This is a genomic window from Paenibacillus sp. FSL A5-0031, assembly GCF_001956295.1.
Taxonomy (GTDB): domain Bacteria; phylum Bacillota; class Bacilli; order Paenibacillales; family Paenibacillaceae; genus Pristimantibacillus.
Genome location: NZ_MRTD01000014.1, coordinates 151,960 through 175,994 on the forward strand (window position 1 = coordinate 151,960; position 24,035 = coordinate 175,994).

At 36.5% G+C, this 24,035-nt stretch carries 25 protein-coding genes, 1 pseudogene and 1 riboswitch; of the genes and pseudogenes, 19 read left to right on the top strand and 7 right to left on the bottom strand.

The window, feature by feature from the left end; all coding sequences use genetic code 11:
* Window positions 1–2: 2 nt before the first annotated feature.
* The 6 genes from BK120_RS23465 to BK120_RS23490 all read left to right on the top strand — a co-directional run bounded on the left by BK120_RS23465 (window position 3) and on the right by BK120_RS23490 (window position 5,893).
* A complete protein-coding gene (locus BK120_RS23465; protein ID WP_076269932.1) occupies window positions 3–1,235 on the top strand; it encodes a murein hydrolase activator EnvC family protein in 1,233 nt (410 codons plus the stop codon).
* Between the two features lie 205 nt (window positions 1,236–1,440).
* A riboswitch (cyclic di-AMP (ydaO/yuaA leader) is annotated at window positions 1,441–1,572 on the top strand.
* Window positions 1,573–1,576: 4 nt separating this feature from the next.
* The gene (locus BK120_RS23470; protein WP_076269933.1) at window positions 1,577–2,047 is read left to right on the top strand and encodes a C40 family peptidase; all 471 of its coding nucleotides are present in this window, start codon (window positions 1,577–1,579) and stop codon (window positions 2,045–2,047) included.
* A 176-nt stretch (window positions 2,048–2,223) separates the two neighbouring features.
* A complete protein-coding gene (locus tag BK120_RS23475) occupies window positions 2,224–3,066 on the top strand; it encodes a flagellar motor protein MotB (protein WP_076269934.1) in 843 nt (280 codons plus the stop codon).
* A gap of 516 nt (window positions 3,067–3,582) precedes the next feature.
* The gene (locus BK120_RS23480; RefSeq protein ID WP_076269935.1) at window positions 3,583–3,732 is read left to right on the top strand and encodes a cation transporter; all 150 of its coding nucleotides are present in this window, start codon (window positions 3,583–3,585) and stop codon (window positions 3,730–3,732) included.
* Window positions 3,733–4,106: 374 nt separating this feature from the next.
* Entirely contained in the window at window positions 4,107–4,799 is a 693-nt protein-coding gene (locus BK120_RS23485; RefSeq protein WP_076269936.1) for a response regulator transcription factor, read from the top strand.
* A complete protein-coding gene (locus BK120_RS23490; RefSeq protein WP_076269937.1) occupies window positions 4,796–5,893 on the top strand; it encodes a sensor histidine kinase in 1,098 nt (365 codons plus the stop codon). Before BK120_RS23485 ends, BK120_RS23490 begins: the two co-directional genes overlap by 4 nt.
* Window positions 5,894–6,098: 205 nt before the next feature.
* Here the strand turns inward: BK120_RS23490 and BK120_RS23495 are convergent, their stop codons facing one another.
* Complete coding sequence (locus BK120_RS23495; protein WP_372239021.1) at window positions 6,099–7,616, bottom strand: multicopper oxidase family protein; 1,518 nt, start codon at window positions 7,614–7,616, stop codon at window positions 6,099–6,101.
* 327 nt (window positions 7,617–7,943) lie between these two features.
* On the opposite strand from BK120_RS23495, the gene BK120_RS23500 reads away from it, so the two are divergent.
* The 6 genes from BK120_RS23500 to BK120_RS23525 all read left to right on the top strand — a co-directional run bounded on the left by BK120_RS23500 (window position 7,944) and on the right by BK120_RS23525 (window position 13,571).
* The gene (locus tag BK120_RS23500) at window positions 7,944–8,342 is read left to right on the top strand and encodes a rhodanese-like domain-containing protein (protein ID WP_076269938.1); all 399 of its coding nucleotides are present in this window, start codon (window positions 7,944–7,946) and stop codon (window positions 8,340–8,342) included.
* Window positions 8,343–8,533: 191 nt separating this feature from the next.
* On the top strand, window positions 8,534–9,307 hold the full coding sequence (gene lgt, locus BK120_RS23505) for a prolipoprotein diacylglyceryl transferase (RefSeq protein WP_076269939.1): 774 nt from the start codon (window positions 8,534–8,536) through the stop codon (window positions 9,305–9,307).
* A gap of 117 nt (window positions 9,308–9,424) precedes the next feature.
* Entirely contained in the window at window positions 9,425–10,345 is a 921-nt protein-coding gene (locus BK120_RS23510; RefSeq protein ID WP_076269940.1) for a F510_1955 family glycosylhydrolase, read from the top strand.
* Between the two features lie 349 nt (window positions 10,346–10,694).
* Window positions 10,695–12,227: a M1 family metallopeptidase gene (locus BK120_RS23515; RefSeq protein WP_076269941.1), complete on the top strand. Its 1,533-nt coding sequence runs from the start codon at window positions 10,695–10,697 to the stop codon at window positions 12,225–12,227.
* Window positions 12,205–12,501, top strand: coding sequence for a hypothetical protein (locus BK120_RS23520; RefSeq protein WP_076269942.1), 297 nt, complete (start codon window positions 12,205–12,207; stop codon window positions 12,499–12,501). Before BK120_RS23515 ends, BK120_RS23520 begins: the two co-directional genes overlap by 23 nt.
* A gap of 524 nt (window positions 12,502–13,025) precedes the next feature.
* Window positions 13,026–13,571, top strand: a complete 546-nt coding sequence (locus BK120_RS23525) for a YdhK family protein (RefSeq protein ID WP_076269943.1) — start codon at window positions 13,026–13,028, stop codon at window positions 13,569–13,571.
* 260 nt (window positions 13,572–13,831) lie between these two features.
* Here the strand turns inward: BK120_RS23525 and BK120_RS23530 are convergent, their stop codons facing one another.
* Together BK120_RS23530 and lhaT are read right to left on the bottom strand one after the other, a co-directional pair.
* A complete protein-coding gene (locus BK120_RS23530) occupies window positions 13,832–14,461 on the bottom strand; it encodes a TraX family protein (RefSeq protein WP_083682360.1) in 630 nt (209 codons plus the stop codon).
* Between the two features lie 31 nt (window positions 14,462–14,492).
* Window positions 14,493–15,089, bottom strand: coding sequence for a lipoprotein heptaprenylglyceryl N-acetyltransferase LhaT (gene lhaT, locus BK120_RS23535; RefSeq protein WP_076269944.1), 597 nt, complete (start codon window positions 15,087–15,089; stop codon window positions 14,493–14,495).
* A gap of 262 nt (window positions 15,090–15,351) precedes the next feature.
* On the opposite strand from lhaT, the gene BK120_RS36455 reads away from it, so the two are divergent.
* Window positions 15,352–15,522, top strand: coding sequence for a MerR family transcriptional regulator (locus BK120_RS36455; protein WP_179089882.1), 171 nt, complete (start codon window positions 15,352–15,354; stop codon window positions 15,520–15,522).
* Window positions 15,523–16,357: 835 nt separating this feature from the next.
* A protein-coding gene (locus BK120_RS23550; protein ID WP_144376833.1) for an IS3 family transposase occupies window positions 16,358–17,502 on the top strand; the annotation gives its coding sequence in 2 pieces (ribosomal slippage) (window positions 16,358–16,631 and window positions 16,631–17,502; 1,146 coding nt in all).
* Between the two features lie 685 nt (window positions 17,503–18,187).
* Here the strand turns inward: BK120_RS23550 and BK120_RS23560 are convergent.
* The gene (locus BK120_RS23560; protein WP_144376834.1) at window positions 18,188–18,385 is read right to left on the bottom strand and encodes a hypothetical protein; all 198 of its coding nucleotides are present in this window, start codon (window positions 18,383–18,385) and stop codon (window positions 18,188–18,190) included.
* Between the two features lie 441 nt (window positions 18,386–18,826).
* On the opposite strand from BK120_RS23560, the gene BK120_RS36085 reads away from it, so the two are divergent.
* Both BK120_RS36085 and BK120_RS34675 read left to right on the top strand, forming a co-directional pair.
* A complete protein-coding gene (locus BK120_RS36085; RefSeq protein ID WP_256710997.1) occupies window positions 18,827–19,051 on the top strand; it encodes a hypothetical protein in 225 nt (74 codons plus the stop codon).
* 923 nt (window positions 19,052–19,974) lie between these two features.
* Window positions 19,975–20,502: pseudogene (locus tag BK120_RS34675) on the top strand (cupin domain-containing protein); the annotation flags it as partial.
* A 130-nt stretch (window positions 20,503–20,632) separates the two neighbouring features.
* Here the strand turns inward: BK120_RS34675 and BK120_RS23575 are convergent.
* A complete protein-coding gene (locus tag BK120_RS23575) occupies window positions 20,633–20,980 on the bottom strand; it encodes a DUF6944 family repetitive protein (RefSeq protein ID WP_076269949.1) in 348 nt (115 codons plus the stop codon).
* 335 nt (window positions 20,981–21,315) lie between these two features.
* Between BK120_RS23575 and BK120_RS36460 the strand changes: the two genes are divergently transcribed.
* On the top strand, window positions 21,316–21,585 hold the full coding sequence (locus BK120_RS36460) for a DDE-type integrase/transposase/recombinase (protein ID WP_372239022.1): 270 nt from the start codon (window positions 21,316–21,318) through the stop codon (window positions 21,583–21,585).
* On the opposite strand, the gene BK120_RS35505 is transcribed toward BK120_RS36460, so the two are convergent.
* Entirely contained in the window at window positions 21,552–21,716 is a 165-nt protein-coding gene (locus tag BK120_RS35505; protein ID WP_179089873.1) for a hypothetical protein, read from the bottom strand. The genes BK120_RS36460 and BK120_RS35505 overlap by 34 nt on opposite strands.
* 251 nt (window positions 21,717–21,967) lie before the next feature.
* Between BK120_RS35505 and BK120_RS23590 the strand changes: the two genes are divergently transcribed.
* Together BK120_RS23590 and BK120_RS36090 are read left to right on the top strand one after the other, a co-directional pair.
* Window positions 21,968–22,207 carry an SHOCT domain-containing protein gene (locus BK120_RS23590; protein ID WP_076269952.1) on the top strand — a complete coding sequence of 80 codons (240 nt, stop codon included), beginning with the start codon at window positions 21,968–21,970 and terminating at the stop codon, window positions 22,205–22,207.
* Between the two features lie 505 nt (window positions 22,208–22,712).
* On the top strand, window positions 22,713–22,982 hold the full coding sequence (locus BK120_RS36090; RefSeq protein WP_256710998.1) for an ankyrin repeat domain-containing protein: 270 nt from the start codon (window positions 22,713–22,715) through the stop codon (window positions 22,980–22,982).
* A gap of 395 nt (window positions 22,983–23,377) precedes the next feature.
* Here BK120_RS36090 and BK120_RS23600 read toward each other — a convergent pair whose 3' ends face one another.
* Window positions 23,378–23,944, bottom strand: a complete 567-nt coding sequence (locus BK120_RS23600) for a thioredoxin-like domain-containing protein (RefSeq protein WP_076269954.1) — start codon at window positions 23,942–23,944, stop codon at window positions 23,378–23,380.
* Window positions 23,945–24,035 lie beyond the last annotated feature (91 nt).

The window sequence follows — 24,035 nt, forward strand, 5'->3', positions numbered from 1 at the left end:
TTTTGCGTATTAAACTTATCTTAGTTTCTATTATGTCTATCACTATTGGCTTAAACATTCACCTAAGTTCGATTGAGGCTTTATCGCAAATGGATAAGTTAAATCAAGAAATTAAAGAGATACAAGAACAATTGAAGGTTGAAGAAAAAAAAGCTCAGAACAACCAAATGAAAATAGATAAAATTCAAGAAGAGAAAGAACGTACTAACCAAGATATCCAAGATTTAATAACCCAGATGAATGCAACTGGCGATGAGGTTATAAAATACAATAAAAAAATTATAGACTTACAAGAAAAAAGTCAAAATGCAGCCATACAATTGGAAGCAGTTAAAGAACGTTTAGCAGATAGAAAAATGCTAATGGATAACCGTGTCAGAGCTATGTATACCAATGGTTTTGTCTCCTATATGGATGTTCTACTTAATTCAACAAGCTTTTTTGATTTTATTAGCCGAGTGGATTCGATTAAAATGATAATTGAACAAGACAAAAATATGATTGAGAGTATTAGAGATGATGAACTTACAATCATTCACAAGAGGTCAGAGATGAAAGAACAATTGAACGAAGTCGCGGAATTATATACAAAATCGGAAAAAACGATGAAAGATTTGCAACAGCAAGAAGAAGAAAAACAGCTTCTATTAATAAACCTAGATGAAGATCAACAGAAAATGTTTGATATAACTGAAGATCAAGAAAGAGTACTAATGAAATTGGCTAAAGAATCATCCGAACATAAAAATAAGAAAAAATTACTTGAAGCCGAAAAGAAAGAAAGAGAAAAAGTAAAAGAAAAAAAATCGTATAACCAGATTAAACCATCAATTAACGAAAATGAATTGATGTGGCCACTTGAGAAAAAATATACAATAACGTCTAAATTCGGTTATCGGACACATCCTATAACCGGAGAGAAGGAATCCTTACACAATGGTATTGATATAGGAGCACCTGGTGGGACACCTATATTGGCTGCTGAATCCGGTACCGTTTTATTTGCCCAATGGACAAACGGTTATGGAAATGCAGTCATTATTGATCATGGGAATGGTTTGTGGACAGTATATGCACATATACGAATGAATGGTATCAAAGTAAAAGAAGGAGAAGATGTTAGGAAGGGTCAAAAAATAGCAGAGGTTGGTTCAACGGGTAATTCAACAGGAAACCATCTACATTTTGAGGTTAGGATTAATGAGGAAGCCCAAAATCCATTGAACTTTGTATAAAAGATAGATACTATTGTAAAGGATGGGGAAGTGATTAGTTTGAAGTCATAATAATAATCTTAAATGAATCAAGTAAGAAGTAAATTTAAGTATTAAAAAAGCCAATAATCTACAATTATTGATATTAATTTTTTTTAATATTCAAAATGCAGAATATGGGTAGAAAAAAAAGAACTATATAGTGTAGTATGAATTTAGAAATAAAAATTTACTATCGCCGAATTCCAATTAAGGAAACGGGGGATCCACTCGGGTGAATTAATCTGAATGTCAAAGATTATAGGGAAACCCTCTTCCGAACCCTTAGCTAACCTCGTAGGCATCGAAGGGAGAAAGTTTTTTTGAAGAAGATATTTACATCGTTATTAGTAAGTGTAATGTGTTTTACATTTGCAAGTAGTGCCTTTGCAAATGGTATGGAACTTAAACACGCCGTGGATGAGGTAATTGGAACTCCATATAAATGGGGAGGAACAACTGTAAAGGGTTTTGATTGCTCTGGATTTATTTTATACATATTTAATCAATATAAAGTGGATCTTCCAAGAACATCAAAATCACAAGCCCAAGAAGGAACGAAAGTAGATCAAGCTGATTTACAGCCAGGAGATCTCGTGTTTTTTAATACAAATGGTCGAGATATTTCACACGCTGGTATTTTCATAGGTAACGGACAGTTCGCTCATGCCTCTAGCAGTAAAGGTGTGCGTGTCAGTAAACTATCTGATGATTATTATGAAAAAAGATATGTAACTGCTCGCCGTATTATTTCTGAAGAAGTATATGTAGAAATGACGAAAAAAGAACATTAAAATATCATAAAAGAACAAGCCCACTTTTCGTAAGATGGGAGCTTGTTCTTTTTATGTAATTAACGGCTATAATTAAGCCGTTTTTTTAAAACTATTAAAACTACACATAGTAGTGTTTTAGTGACATGAGGCATGTATGTATTTACTTCAAACTTACGGATATGGAGAGTATCGGAATGAAGAGAAAACATAATAACCACAACGAACATGAAGAACACGTTGATGAGTCTTGGTTAATTCCGTATGCTGATCTACTAACTTTGTTACTGGCGCTTTTTATCGTTCTGTATTCTATGAATACTGTCGATGAAAAAAAGTTTGAAGAGATGAGTAGGGCATTCAACATTACATTTAATTCCGGTACTGGGGAATTGGATCAAAACAGTATTGTATTAAATAAGTTCGAGAACAACGAAATTAATGCAGGTAAGAGGAGAAAAAGCGAACAACAAGTACAAGAACAACAAGTACAACAAGTACAACAAGTACAAGAACAACAGTTACAAGGTTTAATGGAAATAGAGCAAGAAGAATTAGAAGAGATTAAAAATCAAATCGATCAGTTTATTAAAATTGAAAATCTACAATCCCAACTTGAAACAAAGCTAAATCAATCAGAATTGATGATTACGATCAGCAATACTGCATTATTTGAGCCAGGCAAAGATAGAATTATACCAGAAGTTAAAAAACTGGCAAATACCATTTCGAGTGTACTACAGCAGTACCCTGAATATGAAATTATGGTTTCAGGTCACACAGATAATATACCCATTTCTACATCTGAATTTCGATCAAACTGGGATCTTAGTTCCAAACGAGCACTTAGATTTATGGACATTATATTACTTAATAAAAAACTAAATCCTAAAAAGTTTAGCACTGCAGGCTACGGAGAATATCGTCCAATAGCATCAAACTCAACAATGGATGGCAGATCTAAAAATAGACGGGTAGAGGTATCTATTATTAGAAAATATATAAACCATAATTTTGATAGTATAAAAATCAATCCATAATGTATGGTTTGTGTACATAAGTGAGATTTTTTTTGCGTCGAATGAGCTCATTTATTGATGATTTGGTATTCAAGGAGAAATGAGGTTCATTAAATGATAAGTAGGCTGCAATGACGTCAATTATTGAAAATATGCTCATTACTCTTTTGCTGCTAACAAGGTGCAGAAGGGGGATCTGCTTGGTTTTATGAGTACAAAAGGCAGTTCGGCAGTCGTACACATCTGCACTTTGAAATTCGCAAAGGAAACATTGCTGAACCATATTGATTCTGGCCTATCTGCACATATTATTGGGTCAACCCTAATCTGTATGTATGATCGAATTTAAGAGGAGTATACATAAGTAGATGGGGAGTAATGAATATAATGAATAAACTATATATAAAATGGGATAACTAATGGCAGCAGAAATGCTACTTTTTTCTGAATACCTTCTAAATTTAAAATATTGACCGGAATATGATTAAGTCAAATCTAACAAAGGAGCGAAAAGATTCATGAATAAATTAACAAGGAATGAGCTGTCAATATTGCGTTAACTCGATTGAGGAAGCACTAACCAAGATAGGAGTTACAGGTATTACAGGTAACGTTAATCTGACAAATGGAACAGTAGATATAACGTATGATGAAAATAAGCTTAAGCTTGACCATTGGAGTAGTTAAAATGCGAAATACTTTAGATGATCTATGTCGGGAGCACAAAGGAATTAAATCCGCTGCCGCACAACTTCTTTTCACAGGTTTAATGGAAGAAAAGCTTGTGCCAGGCAAATAAAATTAATTCAAAACTATAAGCATAACTCAATGGAATAGATAAGTTTTGTAAGTGTGTTAATAGAGTAACATTAGTACAACTTAAGGTAGCAACTGCATCATAAGCGAGAAAGGGGCATTTTCTGAATACGGAAATGCCTCTTATTATGTTTTAGATACGAAAACGTAGAAAAAAATCTGAATCTGCAACTAAACAAATTGAGAGATTTAACATGAAGACCATGTATCCAATTATATATTTAATATTTGAAAAGAGGTTGTAAATGAGTAGAATATTGGTTGTAGAAGATGAAGAAAAGATTCGTGAGGTAATAGTTGCTTATTTATCGAAGGCCGGCTATGAAACCTGTGAAGCCATTGATGGACGGACAGCTCTAAATGGTATGATAAAGCACAATATTGATTTGGTACTTCTTGATTTAATGCTTCCAGATATGAATGGAGAGGAATTGTGTGCTAAAATTCGAGCTACAAATCCAGTACCCATAATTATGCTTACAGCAAAGTCTTCCATGAATCATCGAATTCAGGGGTTATCAATCGGAGCTGATGATTATATCGTTAAACCTTTTGACCCTCATGAATTAATAGCTCGGATTCGTGCTGTTTTGCGTAGAACAAATCAGCAAGATTTACTTGCGGAACGTATGGAATATGGTAATGGTTCATTAATAGTGGATAGTTATTCAAAACAGGTATTCGTTAAAAAAAAACCTGTTAATTTAACACCAAATGAATATAAGCTGCTGCTTGTTATGGCTAGGAATGCAGATAGAACGTTCACAAGGGAGGAGCTAATTGAAAAAATTATAGGGTTCGATTTTGAAGGAGATGCTCGAGCTATAGATCAGCATGTAAAGAATTTACGACAAAAAATCGAAGAGGATCCAAAGAACCCATTCTTTATCAGAACGGTGTTTGGTTCAGGATATCGATTTCATGGGGGAATAAAATGAAAAAGTCGCTCTCCTTTCGCTTAAGCGTTCTATTGATGCTTTATACAGGGATAATCTTTGTAATTGCTTCAATTGCTATCATTAATGCTACACATTATCATTTTCAGTTATATGGAAATGAGCTGAAACAAGATCCAAATAACACTGATTTACTAAATATTCATCTGGAACAAGCCATCATCCAATCTATTGGGTGGACGATTGGGGGAGCAATGCTAATTGCGTTTATTCTCAGCATCTATATTGCAAGAAGAATCTCCTCACCAATGATTCAAATGAAGAAATTGACCTTACTAATGGCAAGTGGAAAGAGAGATGTTCGCTTACCATTATTAGGACTACCCAAAGATGAAGTTGATCAATTGGCAGCATCCATTAATCATTTAGCGGAACAACTTCAAGAACAAGAACAATTAAAAGTTACGATGACTGAAAACATTGCACATGAGCTTCGTACCCCACTAACTACTATTAACAGTTATTTATTTGCCATTCAAGATGGCATATGGGAGGCCACACCACAACGAATGAAATCAATTCGGGAAGAGATTGATCGACTTATTCAACTGGTAAGCGATTTAGAGGAACTGAATTCGCTTACCTCTCCCGAATTTCATCTTTCCTTGAAAGACATCCGAATATCCAAGACAATTGATCAAGTCTTTGATTTAATTCAGCCTTCTTATTCGGAAAGGGGAATTATATTGAAAAAAGGAAAGATACCAGATGTTATAGTTCATGCGGACGAAAATCGACTCATTCAAATTTGGAATAATCTTTTATCAAACGCACTTAAGTTTACTCCGACTGGAGGTAAAGTATGGATAGAAGGAAAGGAAAGTGAAAACGGCGTTGAGATTATAGTTCAAGATACTGGAATTGGAATTCCAAATGAAGAGCTGCCTCACGTATTTGAACGTTTCTATAGAGTGGATAAATCAAGAAACCGAAAAACAGGAGGAGGCGGTTTAGGATTAGCTATTACAAAAACGCTTGTTGAACGGCACGAAGGACGTATTTGGGCAGAGAGTGATGGGGGAACATCTTTTCATATATACCTGATGAGATCTTCCCACAATGATGGTGCGATTTAATGATTGATTTGAGCCATCGAAGAGGTGGCTCTTTTTTCACTTATGTATAAATAATAACCAAGAAATATGTACATCTATACTAAGATTTGAAAAAAGAGCTATTACTTTGTTTTAATTGTATTTTCATCATCAGACCATGTAAATTCAGATTTGGTTTAAACAAAAAGGAACGATTATGATCTCGTTCCTTTTTGTTCAGTGATTTTTATTCAGGCTTATTTCCTGCTTTTGGATCTGGTACAAAGTCCGTTTTATAATCAGTGTAAAGTAATTGCGTAACCATTCCGCTTGCTGCATGATGAAGATCGTGACAATGGAACATCCAGTTTCCTTCATTATCAGCTTTGAAAGCTACAACATACTCTTCTCCAGGCTTAAGGTTTAAAGTATCCTTCATAAGTGGGGCACCGGTTATTGCTTTTCCGTTTTTACTTAATACTTGGAAAAAGTGTCCGTGTAAGTGCATCGGATGGTCATCGGATTTTGAATTATTAATCATTTTGACTTTTACAGTATCACCTTTTTTCACTTTTATTGCTTCTGTTTCCGGGAAAGTAGCTCCATTTATGGTATAAACCGTTTTATTATTTTTCAATTCAGTATTTAAATTCATTGTATAATCTAACGTATACTTTTGCTCTAAAGAAAATGTTCTTTGTCCATTCTCTCCGTATTGGGTCATGTCAACTACAGGCAGTGCTTCCAAATCATTTGCTTTATCCGAATTTTCTGAAATACCCTCATAGGTAATTAGAGCTTTCATACCTTTAACAGCTGCATTATCCCCGTGATCTTCAATATACCATTGGCCTGGGTTGTTGGCTTCGAATTCTATGTCATACCGTTCCCCAGGTGCTATTGCTATTACGCTTTCCTTCACAATACCAGGCTTATTGACCGGCTGACCATCGGTTGCAGTAATTCTGAATTCGTGACCATGTAAATGAATTTGATGTGAAATAAACCCAGCGTTAGTCAGTCGAATGCGAACTTTTTCTCCTTCTTTGACATTAAGATTACTCACAAGTGAGCTTGATTTTCCATTAATCGTGAATAGATCGTACATACTCATGTCATGTTTCATGTCCATTGTATTGCTTTCTTCACTCATGTTCATTTGGCTGTGATCCATGCCTTCCATGCTATTGTCAGACATATTCACTTCGTCCATATCCATTGTTCCTTTGCTATTCCACTCATCGAGGATAAGGGAATAATCTCGGTCAACCTTCTCGTTTTCGCTATCCTCAACGATGAATGATCCATATAAACCTCGATCAAGTTGGTTTGCACTATCCTGATGAGAGTGATACCAGTACGTACCGGGGACATCGGCTTTGAATTTATATACAAACGATTCACCAGGTTGAACTGCGTTTTGCGTTACTCCCGGAATACCGTCCATGTCATTTGGGAGAGGAACTCCATGCCAATGAATAGATACGGGATCCGGTAATTCATTAACTAAGTTTATGTTTACCATTTCTCCTTGTTTGATTCTAAGTTCTGGACCTGGAACCGAATTATTGAATGTCCAAACAGGAAGTGTGACACCAGGTGCTATCTCTTGGTTACTGACTTGTGCCTTCAGTGTTAGTGATTTGCCTGTTAGAACTGTAGCGGACAATTCACTTGTTTTCGTATTTTCAGACGTTGACTCTTCTTTATTTCCTCCCATGTTCATTTTTGAATGATCCATTCCCCCCATCCCACCTGAATTCATACAACCTGTTAAGAAAACAGTTAAAGCTGCCACAGAGACAACTGCTTTTAATTTCCAATTCATTTTCATAATGGCCCTCCATACATTTTATAAATTTTATATAATGATGATACAACATGATTGTGTAGAACTTATGAGGACATGAAAATTAGGAAAAGCCATTCCTACTAAAAGTACCGTTGTTCTTTCTATTACACATTGTAGAGAATTATTTATTTGACCTAAGTAAGGTTATCATACTACAATTTGTAGTGTGATTTCGATTATAGTTTTCTCTATTGGTGGTGTGAGAATTCAAAGAATGATTAATTAGGAGGAATAATAAGTGTGAAAAGAAAATATACAGTTTCTGTATTAGTTGGTCTTGTTGTGCTCTTAACAACCATTATTTTATTTGGAACCAAAAAGGAAAATGCTATATTACAACTAGTAGATACCGAAATATTAACTGAAATGATGAAGTCAAAAGAGGATATCTTGATTATTGATGTTCGTGAGGAAGAATTATTCAAGTCGGGACGTGTTCCAGATTCAATTAATATACCCTTTGAACAAATAAAATCACGATATAGACAACTCCCCGCAGATAAAAAAATTGTGTTTGTATGTCATGTAGGAATAATGGGAACAGAAAGTGGAGATTTGCTAATAAAAAATGGATATAAACAGGTATTTAATCTGAAGGGTGGAATGGATGCTTGGATAGGTGAATTGGAAGCAGACTAGAATATAAGCCGAGTTACTATTAGACTATTATCGTCAATTGCGAAAATAGCCTACTAAATTTTGTGATGTTATGGTAGGAAAATTCGATTTCAACCTTAAAAATTAACATGATTTACTTATTTCAACAAGGGAGCTTTACGGACATCTAAGTTAAACACATGTATTCAATCCTAAAAATGGGAGCGAAAGTAATGAAAGTGATATTGTTTACGATTGGTGATTTTCCTATTCGATCATATGGGATTATAGTTATGCTTGCTGTTTTCTTATCAATGGGTGTTGCCCATTATTTAACTAGAAACACGATCTACCAAAAGCATATTATGAATATGATGTTTTTTGTCATTATTGGGGCACTCATTGGAGCAAGAATTTGGCATGTTTTCTTTTTTCAATGGGGGTATTATTCGCAAAATATATCTCAGATATTTGCGATTTGGAATGGTGGTATCGCGATTCAAGGTGCATTAATGGGAGGTCTTGCAACTGTTTTCATCTATACTCGAGTCTACAAAATCTCATTTTTTGAATTTGCAGATTACTTAGCGCCAGCAGTTATATTTGGTCAAGCAATAGGCAGAATAGCTTGTTTTTTAAATGGTGATGCTTATGGATCTCCGACAAATGCAGGTTTTGGAATTGTATATCCTCCAGGTACAATGGCTTTTGATCAATATGGCTCGCAGCCATTGTGGCCAGCAGAAATATGGGAGGGGCAATGGGATCTTGTTGTTTTTGCCATACTAATTATGATAAGAAACAAGACACTCCCAGTAGGATATCATTTTGTAACGTACAGCATTATGTACGCAATAGGTCGTTTTTTTCTCGAGTTTTTGAGAGGAGATTCTCCACGATATTCTTTTAATTGGACAGCAGGTCAATGGACTAGTGCGTTTGTAGTGCTCGGTAGTGCAGCAGCATTGTTGTATTTATTTAATAAAGCAAGAAAAAAAGGGAAATGAGTATGATTTGGTTTTCTTACCTACAAAACCTATATTAAAGAGCTTTATTCTGCAAATTAGTGAATTTAAAGGTAAATAAATAACTTGGATTATATTAAATATTGGGAAGGACCTATCATGAATCGGAAAAAGAAAATAAGTTCAAAAAATAAGTTATGGCTGTGGGCAGTCCCAATAGCCGTTGTAGTCATTATTGCCGTAATTGTTTCAGTAAATTTTCTTTCAAGAGAGAACGACATTACTTTAAAGCATATTCATGGATTAGGATTTACAAATGACGGTACTCAATTGTTAATACCTGCCCATGAAGGGCTTATAAGTTTTTCAGAAGACCACTGGAAAGCCTTAAACGGAAAAAAACATGATTATATGGGTTTAAATATGACAGATAACGGGTTTTACAGCAGTGGACACCCAGAATTTGGATCCGGTCTAAGAAACCCATTAGGTATTGTGAAAAGCAATGACTATGGGGAAAATCTTGAGATTTTAGATCTATATGGGGTCGAAGATTTTCACGGAATGGCAGTTGGTTATCAAACGCATACGATATATGTAATCAACGCTCAACCAAATGAGAGAATGAGTGAGCCCGGCTTATACGTAACAACGGACGAAACAAAGTCTTGGAGGAAGAGTGAAATAAATGGTATAAATAGTGCCGTTTCGTCAATCTCTGCGCATCCTACTAACCCTGGGACGGTCGCAGTAGGCACAAGCAGTGGTGTTTTCTTATCAAACGATTATGGTGATCAATTTAAAAAGCTTGCTTCAGATCAAGAAGTAACAGCGTTAGCTTTTGGCAAGAATGGGGATTTGTTTATCGGAGGAAGAGGGACTCTGCAACAGCAGACTGGAAATACATTGAAAAATTTATCTTTAACATCATCAGATTTAGAGAGTGTAATTGTTTATATCGCACAAAACCCACAAAATGATAATGAAATTGCCTATGCCACTTCAAATATGGATGTATTTGTGAGCAAGGATTCTGGTTTGAACTGGAATCAGATTACGGAGAAGGGAAGCGCAATGTAAAAAAAAAGAAATTATTCAGCTGTCAAATAAGATGTATAACATGCTGTTTTCAGTCTTGGAATCAATGGATTTGCTCATTTTTTGAAAATAGAGAATGAAATTCAATAAATTTCCAGAAGTATTTCGCGGAAAGAGTTTTTTAACAGCAAGTCTAACAATATTACAATGCAGGATAATCTAAAATGAAAACAAAGCATGGAGAAAGAACAAGCACAAATCATTTTAATATGGGCTTGTTCTTTCTTTGTCTTTAAATGTAATAATTAAAAAAATTCTTACAAGTCTTACTTTGTTCTCAAGACATTTGAGCAACCATTCTTCAGATTTTACCTTTATTAATTGAAGGGAGATGATCAAGATTCACCAAATACTCAAGAAATGCAGTTTGTTATTCGGAGTATCAATAATTATATCTATTGTCTTTTTGTGGCCATCAAATGAGGAAAAGACCTATCCCATAGAATATACACAAATCGAACCACTCATGGAAGAAGAATCGAATGAAGCTGCTAACTCCAAAGCTCAAGAATCAAATATCAATGAACAAGAAGCCATTATTAAGGAAACTCTTTACGTAGTTGACATCGTTTTTAATGCAGATCGACGACAACTTACAGGTAAGACCTTAGTTGAGGTATGGAACAGAAAAGAACTTCCAACGGATGAAATTAAATTTCAACTGTATTTAAATGCATTTAAAGAAGGAAAGGAGGCGCCTGTCCTGGATTCATTTCTATTAAAAACCTATCCAAATGGAATCAAGCCCGGCGGAATAGAAATAAGAAATGTATATGTAGATGACGAGCTGCAAATTTTCAGTGCGGAAGAAGTTGTTATGGTAGTCAAACTTAATTCAGGATGGGCACCGAAAACGAAAAAGATTATTTCATTTGAATGGACGGCGACAATACCTGAGATACACCATCGCGTTGGTGGAAGAAATAGTGACTTTTGGTTTGGGAATGTTATTCCTACACTAGCGGTTTATGATAATGATTGGCAAACGAATCAATATGAATTAATTGGTGATCCATTCAACAGTGACATAGCGAACTTTACGGTTAATATAAGCATCCCTGATGATTATCAGATTATAGCAACAGGTTATGAGGAAGTAGGAGTTCAAGGAGCAGATACTCGGACGATTCGTGTGGTGGCCAATAAGGTTCGCGATTTTACTTTTGCGCTTATAAAGAATCCTAAGAAAATCTCATTAATAACAAACTCTGGGGTCCATGTTAATCTCTATTATAAAAAAACCGAGGATTCGACAGCTCAAAAAGCATTGAAACAAGCGGTAGCGTTTCTTGCTTTTCTTGAGAATAAACTCATAGATTATCCTTATGATGAATTAGATATTGTGGAAAATGAAATGTTTATTACTGGGATGGAGTATCCTTCTATGGTCTACATAGATAGTGATCGTTTAAACGATCTTGAAGGAGTTCAGACCGTAATGCACGAAATTGCCCATCAGTGGTTTTATAATTTGCTTGGTAACGATCAAATTATCGAACCATGGTTAGACGAAGCTTTCTCAACATTTTATACGAGTAGATACTTACAGTCACAGGGACAAATGCATTCGGTTACACAAGAGTTATTAACCGCTGAGAGAAAAAATAAATCAACAACAATTGGTAGTGTTAAGAACTATACTACTTGGAACAGCTACTGGAAAAGTGTGTATCAACGTGGTAGTTACATGCTCTTTGATCTTCAGCATTTGATGGGTCAAAACTTATTTGATCAAATGATGAAAACCTATGTGGAAAAATATGCTTATAATACAGTATCAACAATCGACTTTCGAGGTATTGTGCGACAATACTATACTATTGAACTGGATTCATTTTGGAATGATTGGTTTAATTCCGAGTAGTAAGTATAATTCGATTAAAGAAAAGCAGGTGCTGAAGGTTGACGGAACGGGTCAGATTCATCGGGTAGAAGTAGAGGCACTCGTAGAGACACGGATTTGTTTCCTTTCCGAGATTGCTGGAAGCTTCTCTGAAGGAAAGATCGTATTGATTCTAAACAAAAGCCGCATTCATGATGCCAAAATCGGTTCTTATCTCTGGAGTATCCGAGGCTGCAGTAAGTTTTTCTTCCTCTCCCCTGAAAAACCTGATGGAAGGTATCTGGAAATGGGATAGTGATATCATCAATAATGTTTTTTTACGCTATTTGTATCACGTCCGTCTTATATCATTTCCTTTATAATACGTCTTAAGAAGCTCTCAGCAAACTAATGATCGATTGCATGTTCGGTTATTTAAGTACATTTTATATAATTGTAAATGTTTTTGTAATATCTATATTAACAACATCAACGTATGAATATTTACCATTGTAACTTTTCAGCAATCGTCTTTAATTTAATGAGTGTTGTGATACATAGGTTTTGTATCATCCGCTTAATATAAATTTGACACGGATATCGAAGTTGTGACACTTAACAAGAAGATCTACGAGTATCAGTTTTATTTAGGAATGTTAAGTATTCAATTTTTTTGAATTTTTCCAAGTGTGTTGCGAGAAAAGAATTTTAACCTCTTGGAAAAAATATCACACTAACGATATGAATGTAAAAAAAATTTATTGTTTGTGGTTTTCAATAATGCCCTACATGGATAGAATGTTGAATATGAACTATTGAGAATTCGGAGGTGTCATTGAAATGAAAAAAAAACTGATTTTTATTGTGCTTGCTGCAACTATTGTTTTAAGTGCATGTGGAAATGACAAAAGTCAGGAGAAGCCTTCAAAGGGTACAGAAATGGACCACAGTTCGCATTCGAGTACAGGCCAAATTCCTAAAGAATTAAAGGTTGCAGAGAATCCAATTTATAAAGTCGGAAATGAAGTAATAATCAAAGCTGATCATATGGAAGGTATGGATGGTGCTAAAGCAAAGATTGTGGGAGCATTTGTTACAACAGCCTATGCGGTTTCGTATACCCCGACAACCGGTGGTGTACGAGTAACAAATCATAAATGGATTATTCATGAAGAGATAAAAAAATTCAGTAAAAAGCCTTATGAACCTGGAACGGATGTTATCTTGGAAGCAGAACATATGGCAGGAATGTTAGGTGCAACTGCTCAAATTGACTCAGCTGAACAAACTACAGTGTACATGATAGATTTCATGCCTACTACTGGTGGGGAGAAAGTCAAAAATCATAAATGGGTAATAGAAGAGGAACTATCGGCTGCCAAATGATAAATATTTCGAATATACTCAACAAAAAAAGGGTAATTTCCTATTCATATGCAAATATGGTTTTAGACATTACGAAAAACTATAGTTCGTAATGTTAGCTGTAGTCTAGGGCTTTATTTTCAAGTTCTAGACTTCTGCTGCGTTTTTATTTTGATAAGTCTATTTAGGTGGGCTGTCTTAGAAACTTATAGGAATTTGAAATCATTATACGATTAGCGAAAGCAGGATTTTCATTTAATAACTACTTCTCTTAGACTGAATTATTTAATTATAAGAATTACTAAGAATAATATGGATAAATGCACCGGATAAAAACTTCGATAGACCCATTTCGTAATATTCCACGATTGATTCGGAATCGTAATGGAATATGAAATAATAACCGTTCCTATAATACTAAATAATTGATTCCAGTACCCTGGTCCAAATGCGAAAAAAAATAAGAAATTTAAAAACATGTGCAAACCAACCATAGTGAGGCCATTAGAATAACGGAGTATGAAAATCAACATAAAACCATATATTCCATAATCCATGGGGACTACGATGGCCATAGTGAATACTCCGATAATGATGAGCGTTTTTAGACTGAGATTTGATACTTGATCAATGGCATAAAAGGCAATTAGGGAAATTAAAAGTGTGTATATCACATTTAATTCCCACTGTTGTAAGGCAAGGGTATAGGGTATTTGAGAGATGCATGCTAACCCAAGAAGCCTCAACATATATTTCTTATGATCACTAGTAAATTTATACCCCTGCACCAAAAACCAACTATATAGCGGAAACGCGATACGACCGACAAGTCGGAATATTTCTTCTCCAGGGAAAAGGATTAGTCCTATATGGTCAATTAGCATAGTAACCATTGCAATTAATTGCATCATCTGGAAGCTCCCTTCTATTGCATTACCGATACTATTGGGTTAACTTTGAATTGAATCTTTCCTTTTTGATACATAGCAGGTAAGCCACGAAGATTGAAACAATACTTAACCAAAATGTAAAATAACCAATGGATATTGTGTATTGGTCCAACATATGATATCGAGGCATCATTTTAAACAAATAATCGATTATATCGTTGTGAATTGTCCATATTGCTACGACAATTAAATGCCAAGCTTTGATCCGATAAAAAGGAGAATATAACATTCCTTGTAGGGCCATCGCGGCATGGGATGTAATTAACATAATTGCCACCCCTGAAATCTCACCAGTTACGACAAGTACAAGTATATTCATTACAACAGCCCAAATTCCGTATTTAATTAGTGTTACAATAGCTAATGCCTCAATTAGTGGCCAATTCTTCTTAAGTAAAAAGGCAATAACCACAAGTGCGAAAAAGAGACTTGCTGTGGGGCTATCTGGAACAAATATAAGAAATATTGCGGGAGTATCACTCAATTGTTCACCATACCATATATATCCATATATTGTTCCGAAAGCGTTAAGCAGAAGTACTAAATATAAAAACCAACGTTTATTTAAGATCTGAAACAAAATTGTCATATCGAATGTCGTCTCCTATTTATTCGTTTGTAATCAGTATAACATTGACTTTTTTGATTTAACACTACAAATTGTAGTATATTGAAAGATAAATATGAAGCCAGTGATTACCTTTTGAGTTTCGAGAGATAGTTAATTTGTTGAAAGTAAATAAAGTAATAGATTAACGAATTGTCATTAAGTTAACTTGTATATTTCTGAAAAAAATTGTATTGATTGTATGTCTAGTACGGGGTCAATATTGATAAGAGGATGGAATAGAATGAACGGTTTGACCATAGGTCAAGTGTCAAAAGTGTTTAACGTGAACATTGAAACCATTCAGTACTACGAAAGGCGTGACTTGACTTTGGAATTTCCTCGCACCAATTCAGGTTGCAGAATGTTTTCTAATCAAGTGGTTCAGAACATTGAGTTTATCAAACGGGCTTAGGATCTCGGCTTTACATTTGAGTAAATAAAAGATCTTTTAAAGCAGCTAATGGGAATGAAGAATTTCATTCTGAGATGTACACACCCGGTTTCTTGAATTCTTTAAGATCAGTGTCCAATAATGAAAAAATTGCAATAAGTAAAAGACCTTGCTGGAATCGTGAAGTTGTGAAGTATGACTTCAACAAACAACGAGATAATAACGAATGGGAAGCGAAAGTAAAAGTATAAGGTGTAAAATCCATTCCAGCGGTTGCGATCAATGGACAATTGGTGGAATGCTACAGCGATGGTGGTTTTAACATCTAAGCATTGAACCAGCTGGTTTGGGCTAAGGCAACCATCGAAGATTTTCATGGTATCATCTATTACAGTTTTTATAGGTTTTGCGATTAATCAGTTACCTATTACTTAGTGAACTCATCATGCTGTTTTTGCGACTCGTTCAATCGAACTTAGCGATTTCAACCGATAATGCAAGTGAATGGGTGTTTATGTTATCGGGTTTTCATTTTCAACTTGATATTAATGTTAGAGATTTTGGTATTTGGACTCAATAAAGGACTTGATTAAAAAAGAGAAGATTCAGTACAAGTATATGCTCGTATTCTTAATTATAAATTTCGTATTAGCCGTTCATACAAATATAGATAAGGAATGATATTATATGGATTGTTACGCACCATCCAATAAGGAGAGACGGAGAAAAAGGTAAAAGTGTAACCGTGATTACGCTAAAATGGGACTGACCCCATAACGTGAGACAAATCAAAACACCTTCAAGAAAATGCAACCATGTCGTAAGATATGGAGACAACCTTGGAGGTGTTTTTACGTTGGCAACAAGAGTAAGTTACCCAGTGGAAACAAAAATGAAAGCCATTGAATTGAGAATAACAGGAGTCCCAGTGAAAGAGGTCATGGAGCAACTCAGCATACGAAATAAGACGCAATTGGAAACCTGGATGCGATGGTACCGCAAAGGCGAATTAAACCGCTTGGAGCAGCCTGTAGGCAAACAATACAGCTATGGTAAAGGACCTGAGTTTACCTCGGAACTGGAGCAAATAAAGGCGGAGAATCGGTTCTTAAAGCAACAAATAGATGTGCTAAAAAAGTACAAGGAAATGGAAAGGAGTTGTCACCAAAAATCATAGTTGAACTGGTTGAGTTGATTCACGGGGAAGTTACGATCACCAAAGCTTGTGCATGGCTGGGTGTGCCACGTGCTACCTATTACCGATGGAGAGCAAAAAACGAAACTCGGCCATTGGACAGCATGGTTGAAGAGATTCGAGAACTCTGCACTGAGCATAAATTCCGTTACGGATACCGAAAGATTACTGCACTGCTTCGAAAAAAGTACAAGATTAATCACAAGCGCGTACAACGAATCATGCAATGTGAGCAGCTTCAATGTCGAGTCAGAGTAAAGAAACGAAAGCATACAGGGCAGCCTGCTTATGTAGCTGAGTACCTGTTAAAGCGGAAATTTCAAGCTGAAGCACCGATGCATAAACTCGTCACGGATATTACGCATTTACCATTCGGCGGAAAAATGATGTACCTATCGAGTATCCTCGATTTATATAACGGAGAGATCGTAGTTAGCAGTCTATCCGATACGCAAGATACGGACTTTGTACTGGATACACTTAATCAATTGCCAGCTGTGCCTGGTGCGATCCTGCATAGCGATCAGGGCAGCGTCTACACGTCGCTGGGGTATCAGGAAGCTGTAAAAGGAAAAGGCATTACCATGAGCATGTCCCGCAAGGGAACGCCCGCTGATAATGCCCCCATTGAATCGTTTCATTCCACACTAAAGTCTGAAACGTTCTACCTCGAAGGGTTGACCCATACAACGACGGCAATCGTTGAACAGACCGTTCGAGACTACATCACTTTCTATAACGCAATTCGTATTCAAATGAAACTAAACAACCAGTCGCCGATTGATTACAGGCGACTGGCCGTTTAAACTTGAAAGGTGTTTTGATCCCTGTCTCATAAATGGGGGTCAGTCCCAATCATTGCTCCTACCTTCTTTTTTAGAAACTCTTGTGCCGGATAATTCATATTCTTTCTGTTGTATCATGGTTTATTTCTGCGGTACTCGTTCACAAACATTTGAAGAGAAAGCCCTGAAAGTCCCCGTTTTCCAAAAGAACTCCAAATTGGATGTAGCTGTATGCTATTGCTCTGAATGGACGAGAGAGAGCCTTGTTCATGAGGCTAGGGATAACCAGCATCCTATTGACCAGATGATGGGTCATGACCTATCGAACCGTTGTGGTTGCGAGGTAAACAATCCTCAAGGGGCTTGCTGTTTGGGCAATGTTACAGCGTTTGTAAGGAGTTTGGATAGAAATTTTTCATTACAGGGAACTTTACTGCAATAACTTCAAAGTAGTTAATATTATTAGCTGTCTTTTCCCCGCTAAATGTTTGAAGTATACGTTATCTTGGTTGACTGATAAAAAAGCTCGCTAAAAATGGGGGGTAGGTCAGGATTTAATTCATAAAAACCCATCATAAACGTCGTTAGCACATCCTAAAAAAAATGGTGGGCTAACGACACTCTCTTATGACTTTCCTGCAACATACCTAAAGCGAAATGGTGGATCCTTAGTGGAACCACCTTTTTGACTACAATGAATAAGTTGTTACTTCGCATCCAGTTTAACTTCTGTAAACGAACCGTTAATTTCAGAATCTGAAGATTCTGTTAAAGTTAATTCTAACTCAGATTTCTCTATAGATTTCATTGCTAATAAATATCCAAATGTCTTGAGTTTAAATGACAATTCAAGAAGTTCTCTTGATGTCATAGAGTTAAAATCTTTATCATCACTTAACATCACTTAACATCACTCACTTTCGATTAGTTCTATAGATTATGGTATTTCTCGCAAAATGTGAAGAGTTAATTTAGATAACAGTTTCTTTTACTCCACACTTTTAAAAAAGTTAATTGTGCACCTTATGTACTTTTGGTTCAATTATGTTGTTACTCCACCAGTCATCATTGTTAAAGCAATGTGCTCACTTTTATTATTTTAATTCAATAATAGATTCTAAACTCTATACAAGTACATCATAAATAGATGATAAAAAATGAATGATTAAGGAGTGACGTATAAGGCGAAAATTTCATTTAGTGGCATTACTGTTAGTTATGCCTGGTTCGTTAACGCTGTGGATAGCGATATTTGCCAATATGGGAGCAACATTACTTGTAACGCTAAACAGTTTAAGGTTAAAGAATAAAAAGGATTTTTAAGACAAAGGAGATATAAGTAAAAATGAAGGATTGTTGTGCCAAGTCGAATGAAAAGGTAAAGTCTTATGTTTGCCCCTCTTGTAAAAATAAAGGGATACAGATGAAATTAATAACGCTTAAAAGTTTACTTCTTCCTAAAGCTTTAGCAAATTTGCAACCAGATACCAGTTATCAATTTTGCTCTTTTTCAGAATGTGGTGTTGTGTATTTTAACGAAAAAAACAGATATTTACTAAAAGTGATTTAAAAATACCAGTTTTTCAAAAAGACAAGAACGAAAATACGCCAATTTGTTCTGTTTTGGATGGACAAGAAAAATTGTGACTGAAGAAATTAATAAAACCGAGGAAAATACCATTGTAAAGAACATCTCAATGCACATAAAGGCAAATCGCTGTGGAGTGGATGCGAAGTAAACAATCCTCAAGGTTCTTGTTGTCTTGATAATGTAACTGATTTTGTAAATAGAAATGACACGAAAAAATAGTAACTAAAAAGACGATGATTCCTTAGCGTAGGAAAAATCGGCTTTCTTTATGTCGAAATTTGCTTAGCGTATGTTTTCCGCGTTTCGTTGGTAGGCCCGAATTAGCTTGGAGGATTTTCCCTATCATCTTACAATCAAGAATAATAAAGTTATAAAAATCGTTCAACAATACATTCCATAACAACGTTGAAAAAAATAAAATCTGTAAAAGACCCACTATTATCAAATGATTTTAACTGCTCCAAAAATGACTTGTGCGTCTTTAACGCAGGTAAATTTGTACATTTTACACGAATTTCTCTGCACAATTCGTGCATTTGAAGCCTTGTACTCTGTAGAAACTCTTATCTTCGGTGCTTTCAACTTTATTTAGCATTGATGATCAACACCTGTGATTGAGTGTAAGCTAATTGCACCAGTTGGCGAACATGATCGTTCTCCAAAGTAAAAAACTAGTTGCCATCCTTTCCTTTCGGTATTTAGCTAGACCAAGTTGCTATAATGAGCGAAGATGGTGTGATGCCGTTGCCATAGAAGAACCGAAAACAGTAAATCTCACTAAGTACTTGAAATTGTCAGATGAACTTAATTCAACTAAACATAAAAGTTATTTAAGAAGATATTTAAACTAACAATCATATAGAGATAAGTATTTTACCAAATTTAACCAACATTCCTAAGGGCAGGTCTTTATCTATCAAGACAAGGTTCTAGGTCCACTGGAAAGTCAGAAGTTACAGTCCCCTTACGGAACCTTTCCCCAAAGATTCAAGCATCAGGTGCTATCGCAAACACCAATTAAAACGTCTTGCGGAATCGTGCGAATGGATTCCTCTAACATTCCTATTTCAAAAACCATCGCTGCAGCGCTGGTTGAGATTGAACCCGGTGTGATGAGAGAAATTCATAGGCATCCTAATAACGACGAGTGGCAATATTACCTTACAGGACAGGGACGAATGACGGTATTTGCGGAAAATGGTACAGCTCGTACATTTGCTTATAGAGTGAGTGGTGTTGGCTCTGTACCATTTTCTAATTGGCACTATATTCAAAATACGTGTAACTAAACGTTATGGTTTTTGTAGATGTGCAAGAGCGACCGGTTTGTTGATGTGTCGTAAAACAAATGCATGGCGCTTATGATCTGGTTGGGGGGTAATTTGCATGTCAGTGCGGAATTGCTGGATGCACTGCGCAAAGTTAAATGACCATACGTCAAAAACCAGGGGTTTTCTTACTATCTTTAATAACGACTGTAATAGTCTTCTTCACCAAGGTTTATTGACCAATGGTATAACACATGATATGTGTGAAAATGAGCTAATCACCTCTTGGTTTTTAGGACTGTCTGTTTTTGCTACGGTTGGCTCTGTCGTTAACTCCTGCAATAACTTGTAGCGCATTTCCCAGGGATTGAAGTAAGTTGCCTACAACCATTAAATCGTTGGATTCCTTATTAGCTGCGGTCCTCTGAAGTTCTGCAGTCAATTCAGCCTGTGCCGCATTAGCTATGGATTGCATCGCATTTCCAATAATGGACAGCTTTTCAGCTTCTTCCTGCTGCCGTTTGTTTTTGGACAGATTTTTAGTTTGACCGACTGCTGCAACGTTAGTTCCTAAAGCTTGCAGCCAAGCAAAGGCGGCTAGTTGCTCATCAATACTTATTTGCTTGGCCAATAATATCATCCCCTCTTTCTCTTACTAATATAAGGTATGTACAATATACGACTGTTGTTTAGTTTTGGTGAAAACATTCTTGGTCTTGACCAGAATATATGGACAAAGAGAAAACCTCTATAATAAAAGATGAAGGGATTCACAATGGACAAGGGAAGAAATGCGACAAAGCATTTAAGGGGCAGGTCGTCCTGCGTATCTTGGCTGAAGAAACAACTGTGGGGAAACCACCAAAGAGATTGGCGTTCACTATACCACGGTAAGGGACTGGGTTAAGAGTTATGGGCGTGATGGAGAAAGTGCATTTCCAGGCTACCGTAAGTTGAAGCCCGGGTTAAGACTGGCTGTACCTCGTTGGTATTATGGATCTGCATGGCCGTGCTCTCGTAGGATGGGTAATGGACAGCAGAATGAAGACGGAGCTAGTGTCTTCTGCACTGAAACAAACTTTAGGCCGCACAGGTGTATCAAATGGTCTGATCATCCACTCAGATCATTGTGTACAATATGCCAGCAAGAAATACCAATGCCTTTTAATGAAACAAGATTTCGTCTACATCATGAGTCGTAAGGGCAAGTGTTACGACAAGGCGCCCATGGAAACCTTTTTGTAAAGCTCAAGATGGAATGTCTTAACGAGCTTGAAGCTAAGAAAGCTTAATTTGAGTATATTGAGCTGTTTTACAATCGGCGGAGAACGCATTCCTCCAACGGTTATATCTTTCTGAATATCCACCGGTTTCATGTCGATCGCTTCCAATTTAAATTCATATCTGGTAAACGTTAAGAAAGCGTCGATCAACTCTGCAATATGCTTTGATTTCTTAATATAAGCTAATATTCCTGCTTTTCTCTTTCGGATAGATGTTTCTGTTGATAAAACAAAAAAAAGCACGTTTCGCTAAATCGATAAAAATCGATAATTATACTCGGCAATTCCGAATGAGTAGTAGGACAAATGAAAATAATAATGGAATAAGCATGGAGGCATGGATAATGAAGGACAGATCGATGAGGATGGATGATTCAATGATGGTCTTGATGTGTATCATAATGTTTAGTTGTGCATTAATTCTGATTATAACTGTTGGAGCAGTGGTATACATGGTTGTTCGAACCTTGATGAAGAGAAGTAAAGTGGAAGATCGCCCCCTGATGATCTTAAAGGAACGTTATGCCATGGGAGAAATAAACGATGAAGAATTTGAACATAAACAAATATTTTTGAGAAAATAATAGAGCTAGTTAATACATTGGCGGCTAATTTGTCTTACCTTATAAATTGTTTTAGCTTACTCCTGGAGTTAACGGATGGCCAATAACCTCAAGACCCTCAAGACCGTGACTATAGGTGATTAAAATCATATAAGAAAGACGAGTATCACAACATATGATATAGTTTTATAAGATTCATTTCAATGCACGAGGTATGAATAACGTTCACTTATGAATTATAAGAAAAAAGTTTCGTTAGAAAACGTCAATATAGAGTGCAAGGGGAGAATGACTTGGACTTTCCTAAGATGGGCTGCTGGCAGTCACAGTTGTAGAGGTGATTCAAAATGGTAATGTCCCATTGCTGAAGCGACATCTTACCAAGAATCCGGGTCTTGCCACGACGAGAATTGTAGGAAGAGTTTATTTCGATAAGAGCGACATCAACGGAATGTTGCGCACATTGTTACATATTGTGACTGATTGGCCTGGCCACTTCCCGAACGGCGCCGCGAGTGAGGCGGCGTTGGTCGGGGCTGGTGTTGAGGTAAATGCTCGGTTCGACAGCCCACACTCCGAGACGCTGCTTCATTGGGCTGCGAGCATCGATGACATCGAAGTGATTGATGCGCTTCAGGACGCCGGTGCCGACATCGAAACTCACGGTGTGGTAATCGCTGGAGGCACTCCGATGGATAATGCAGTAGGTTTCGGGCAGTGGAAGGCCGCTGGTAGAACGCGGAGCACAGACCAAGCACTGGCACGCAGCGACGCTTGGACTTTGGATCGAATATGAATTTTTTCGTAGGCACTACGTTACCAACCCCAGACGAGCTTACTGAGGCATTCTGGTAGGCGTGCCATGGAGGGCAACAGAATGAAGCCGAGTACCTTCTCGAGAAGGGGCTTCCCTTGATTGAATCGGATACGATGGACTTACTCCCCTCGATACCGCACTCGTAGATATGCCCATGAGTTAGTCGAGTGGATAGGCGATAAGGGCGGCACAACGATGGCCATAGTGACTACTCCGATAATGATGAACGATTTTAGTCTCAGATCTGATATTTAATCCAAATGTTTAATTTAATTACAGAACAATGGGTAAAAGAAGCAGCCAACCCTTTAATTACTACACGGGGGTGATCGCTCCTTCTTTTAACATAAGAAAGATACAGCTGATTATTTTGATTAATGATGATCTTTGCCCTTAAAGGCACTAATAAAATCTACAATACGTTTTTGTTCAAAGCTATCTAGTCGGTCGATTCTTCCCCAAGCAGTCAAAGTAATTGCATTTTTCATTTCCGGATATGGGTTCACGATCACACTTTCTGGGTATTTTTCAACGATCGTTTCTAGATTCGATATCGTAATTTCGTCGATTTGTTTGTTGTAGTAAATTACAATACCTCCGTCTTCCAAATTGTGAACGAGTACTTCGTTATCCAAAGGTTCTTTATGAATACCCCAAGGTGCAGAGTAGGTAACGTGTTGACCGCTTGTAGGTGGATCAGAGTTATATTGATCGTGTGGTGAAGATGCGTCGGAAATATGGGATTGATCAGACATAACTTTTACACTCTCACCGGGTAATGGTGGACGTGTAGCAAAAGCTAAAATGATTACGATTAATAATATAGTGGCGCCTACAATCCATAATATTTTTCTCCACATCTTTTGTTTTTCAGCATGTGCCCGTCGTTGTTCAGTTCGTGCTTGTTTTGAAACTTGATTCGTGCGATTGGTTTTAGTCATAAGATAATGTACTCCCTTCTCTTATTTAAATTCGGCAATAAAATCGTATCATCAATAAACGGGTAATTCAAACATATGAGAACACTAGACT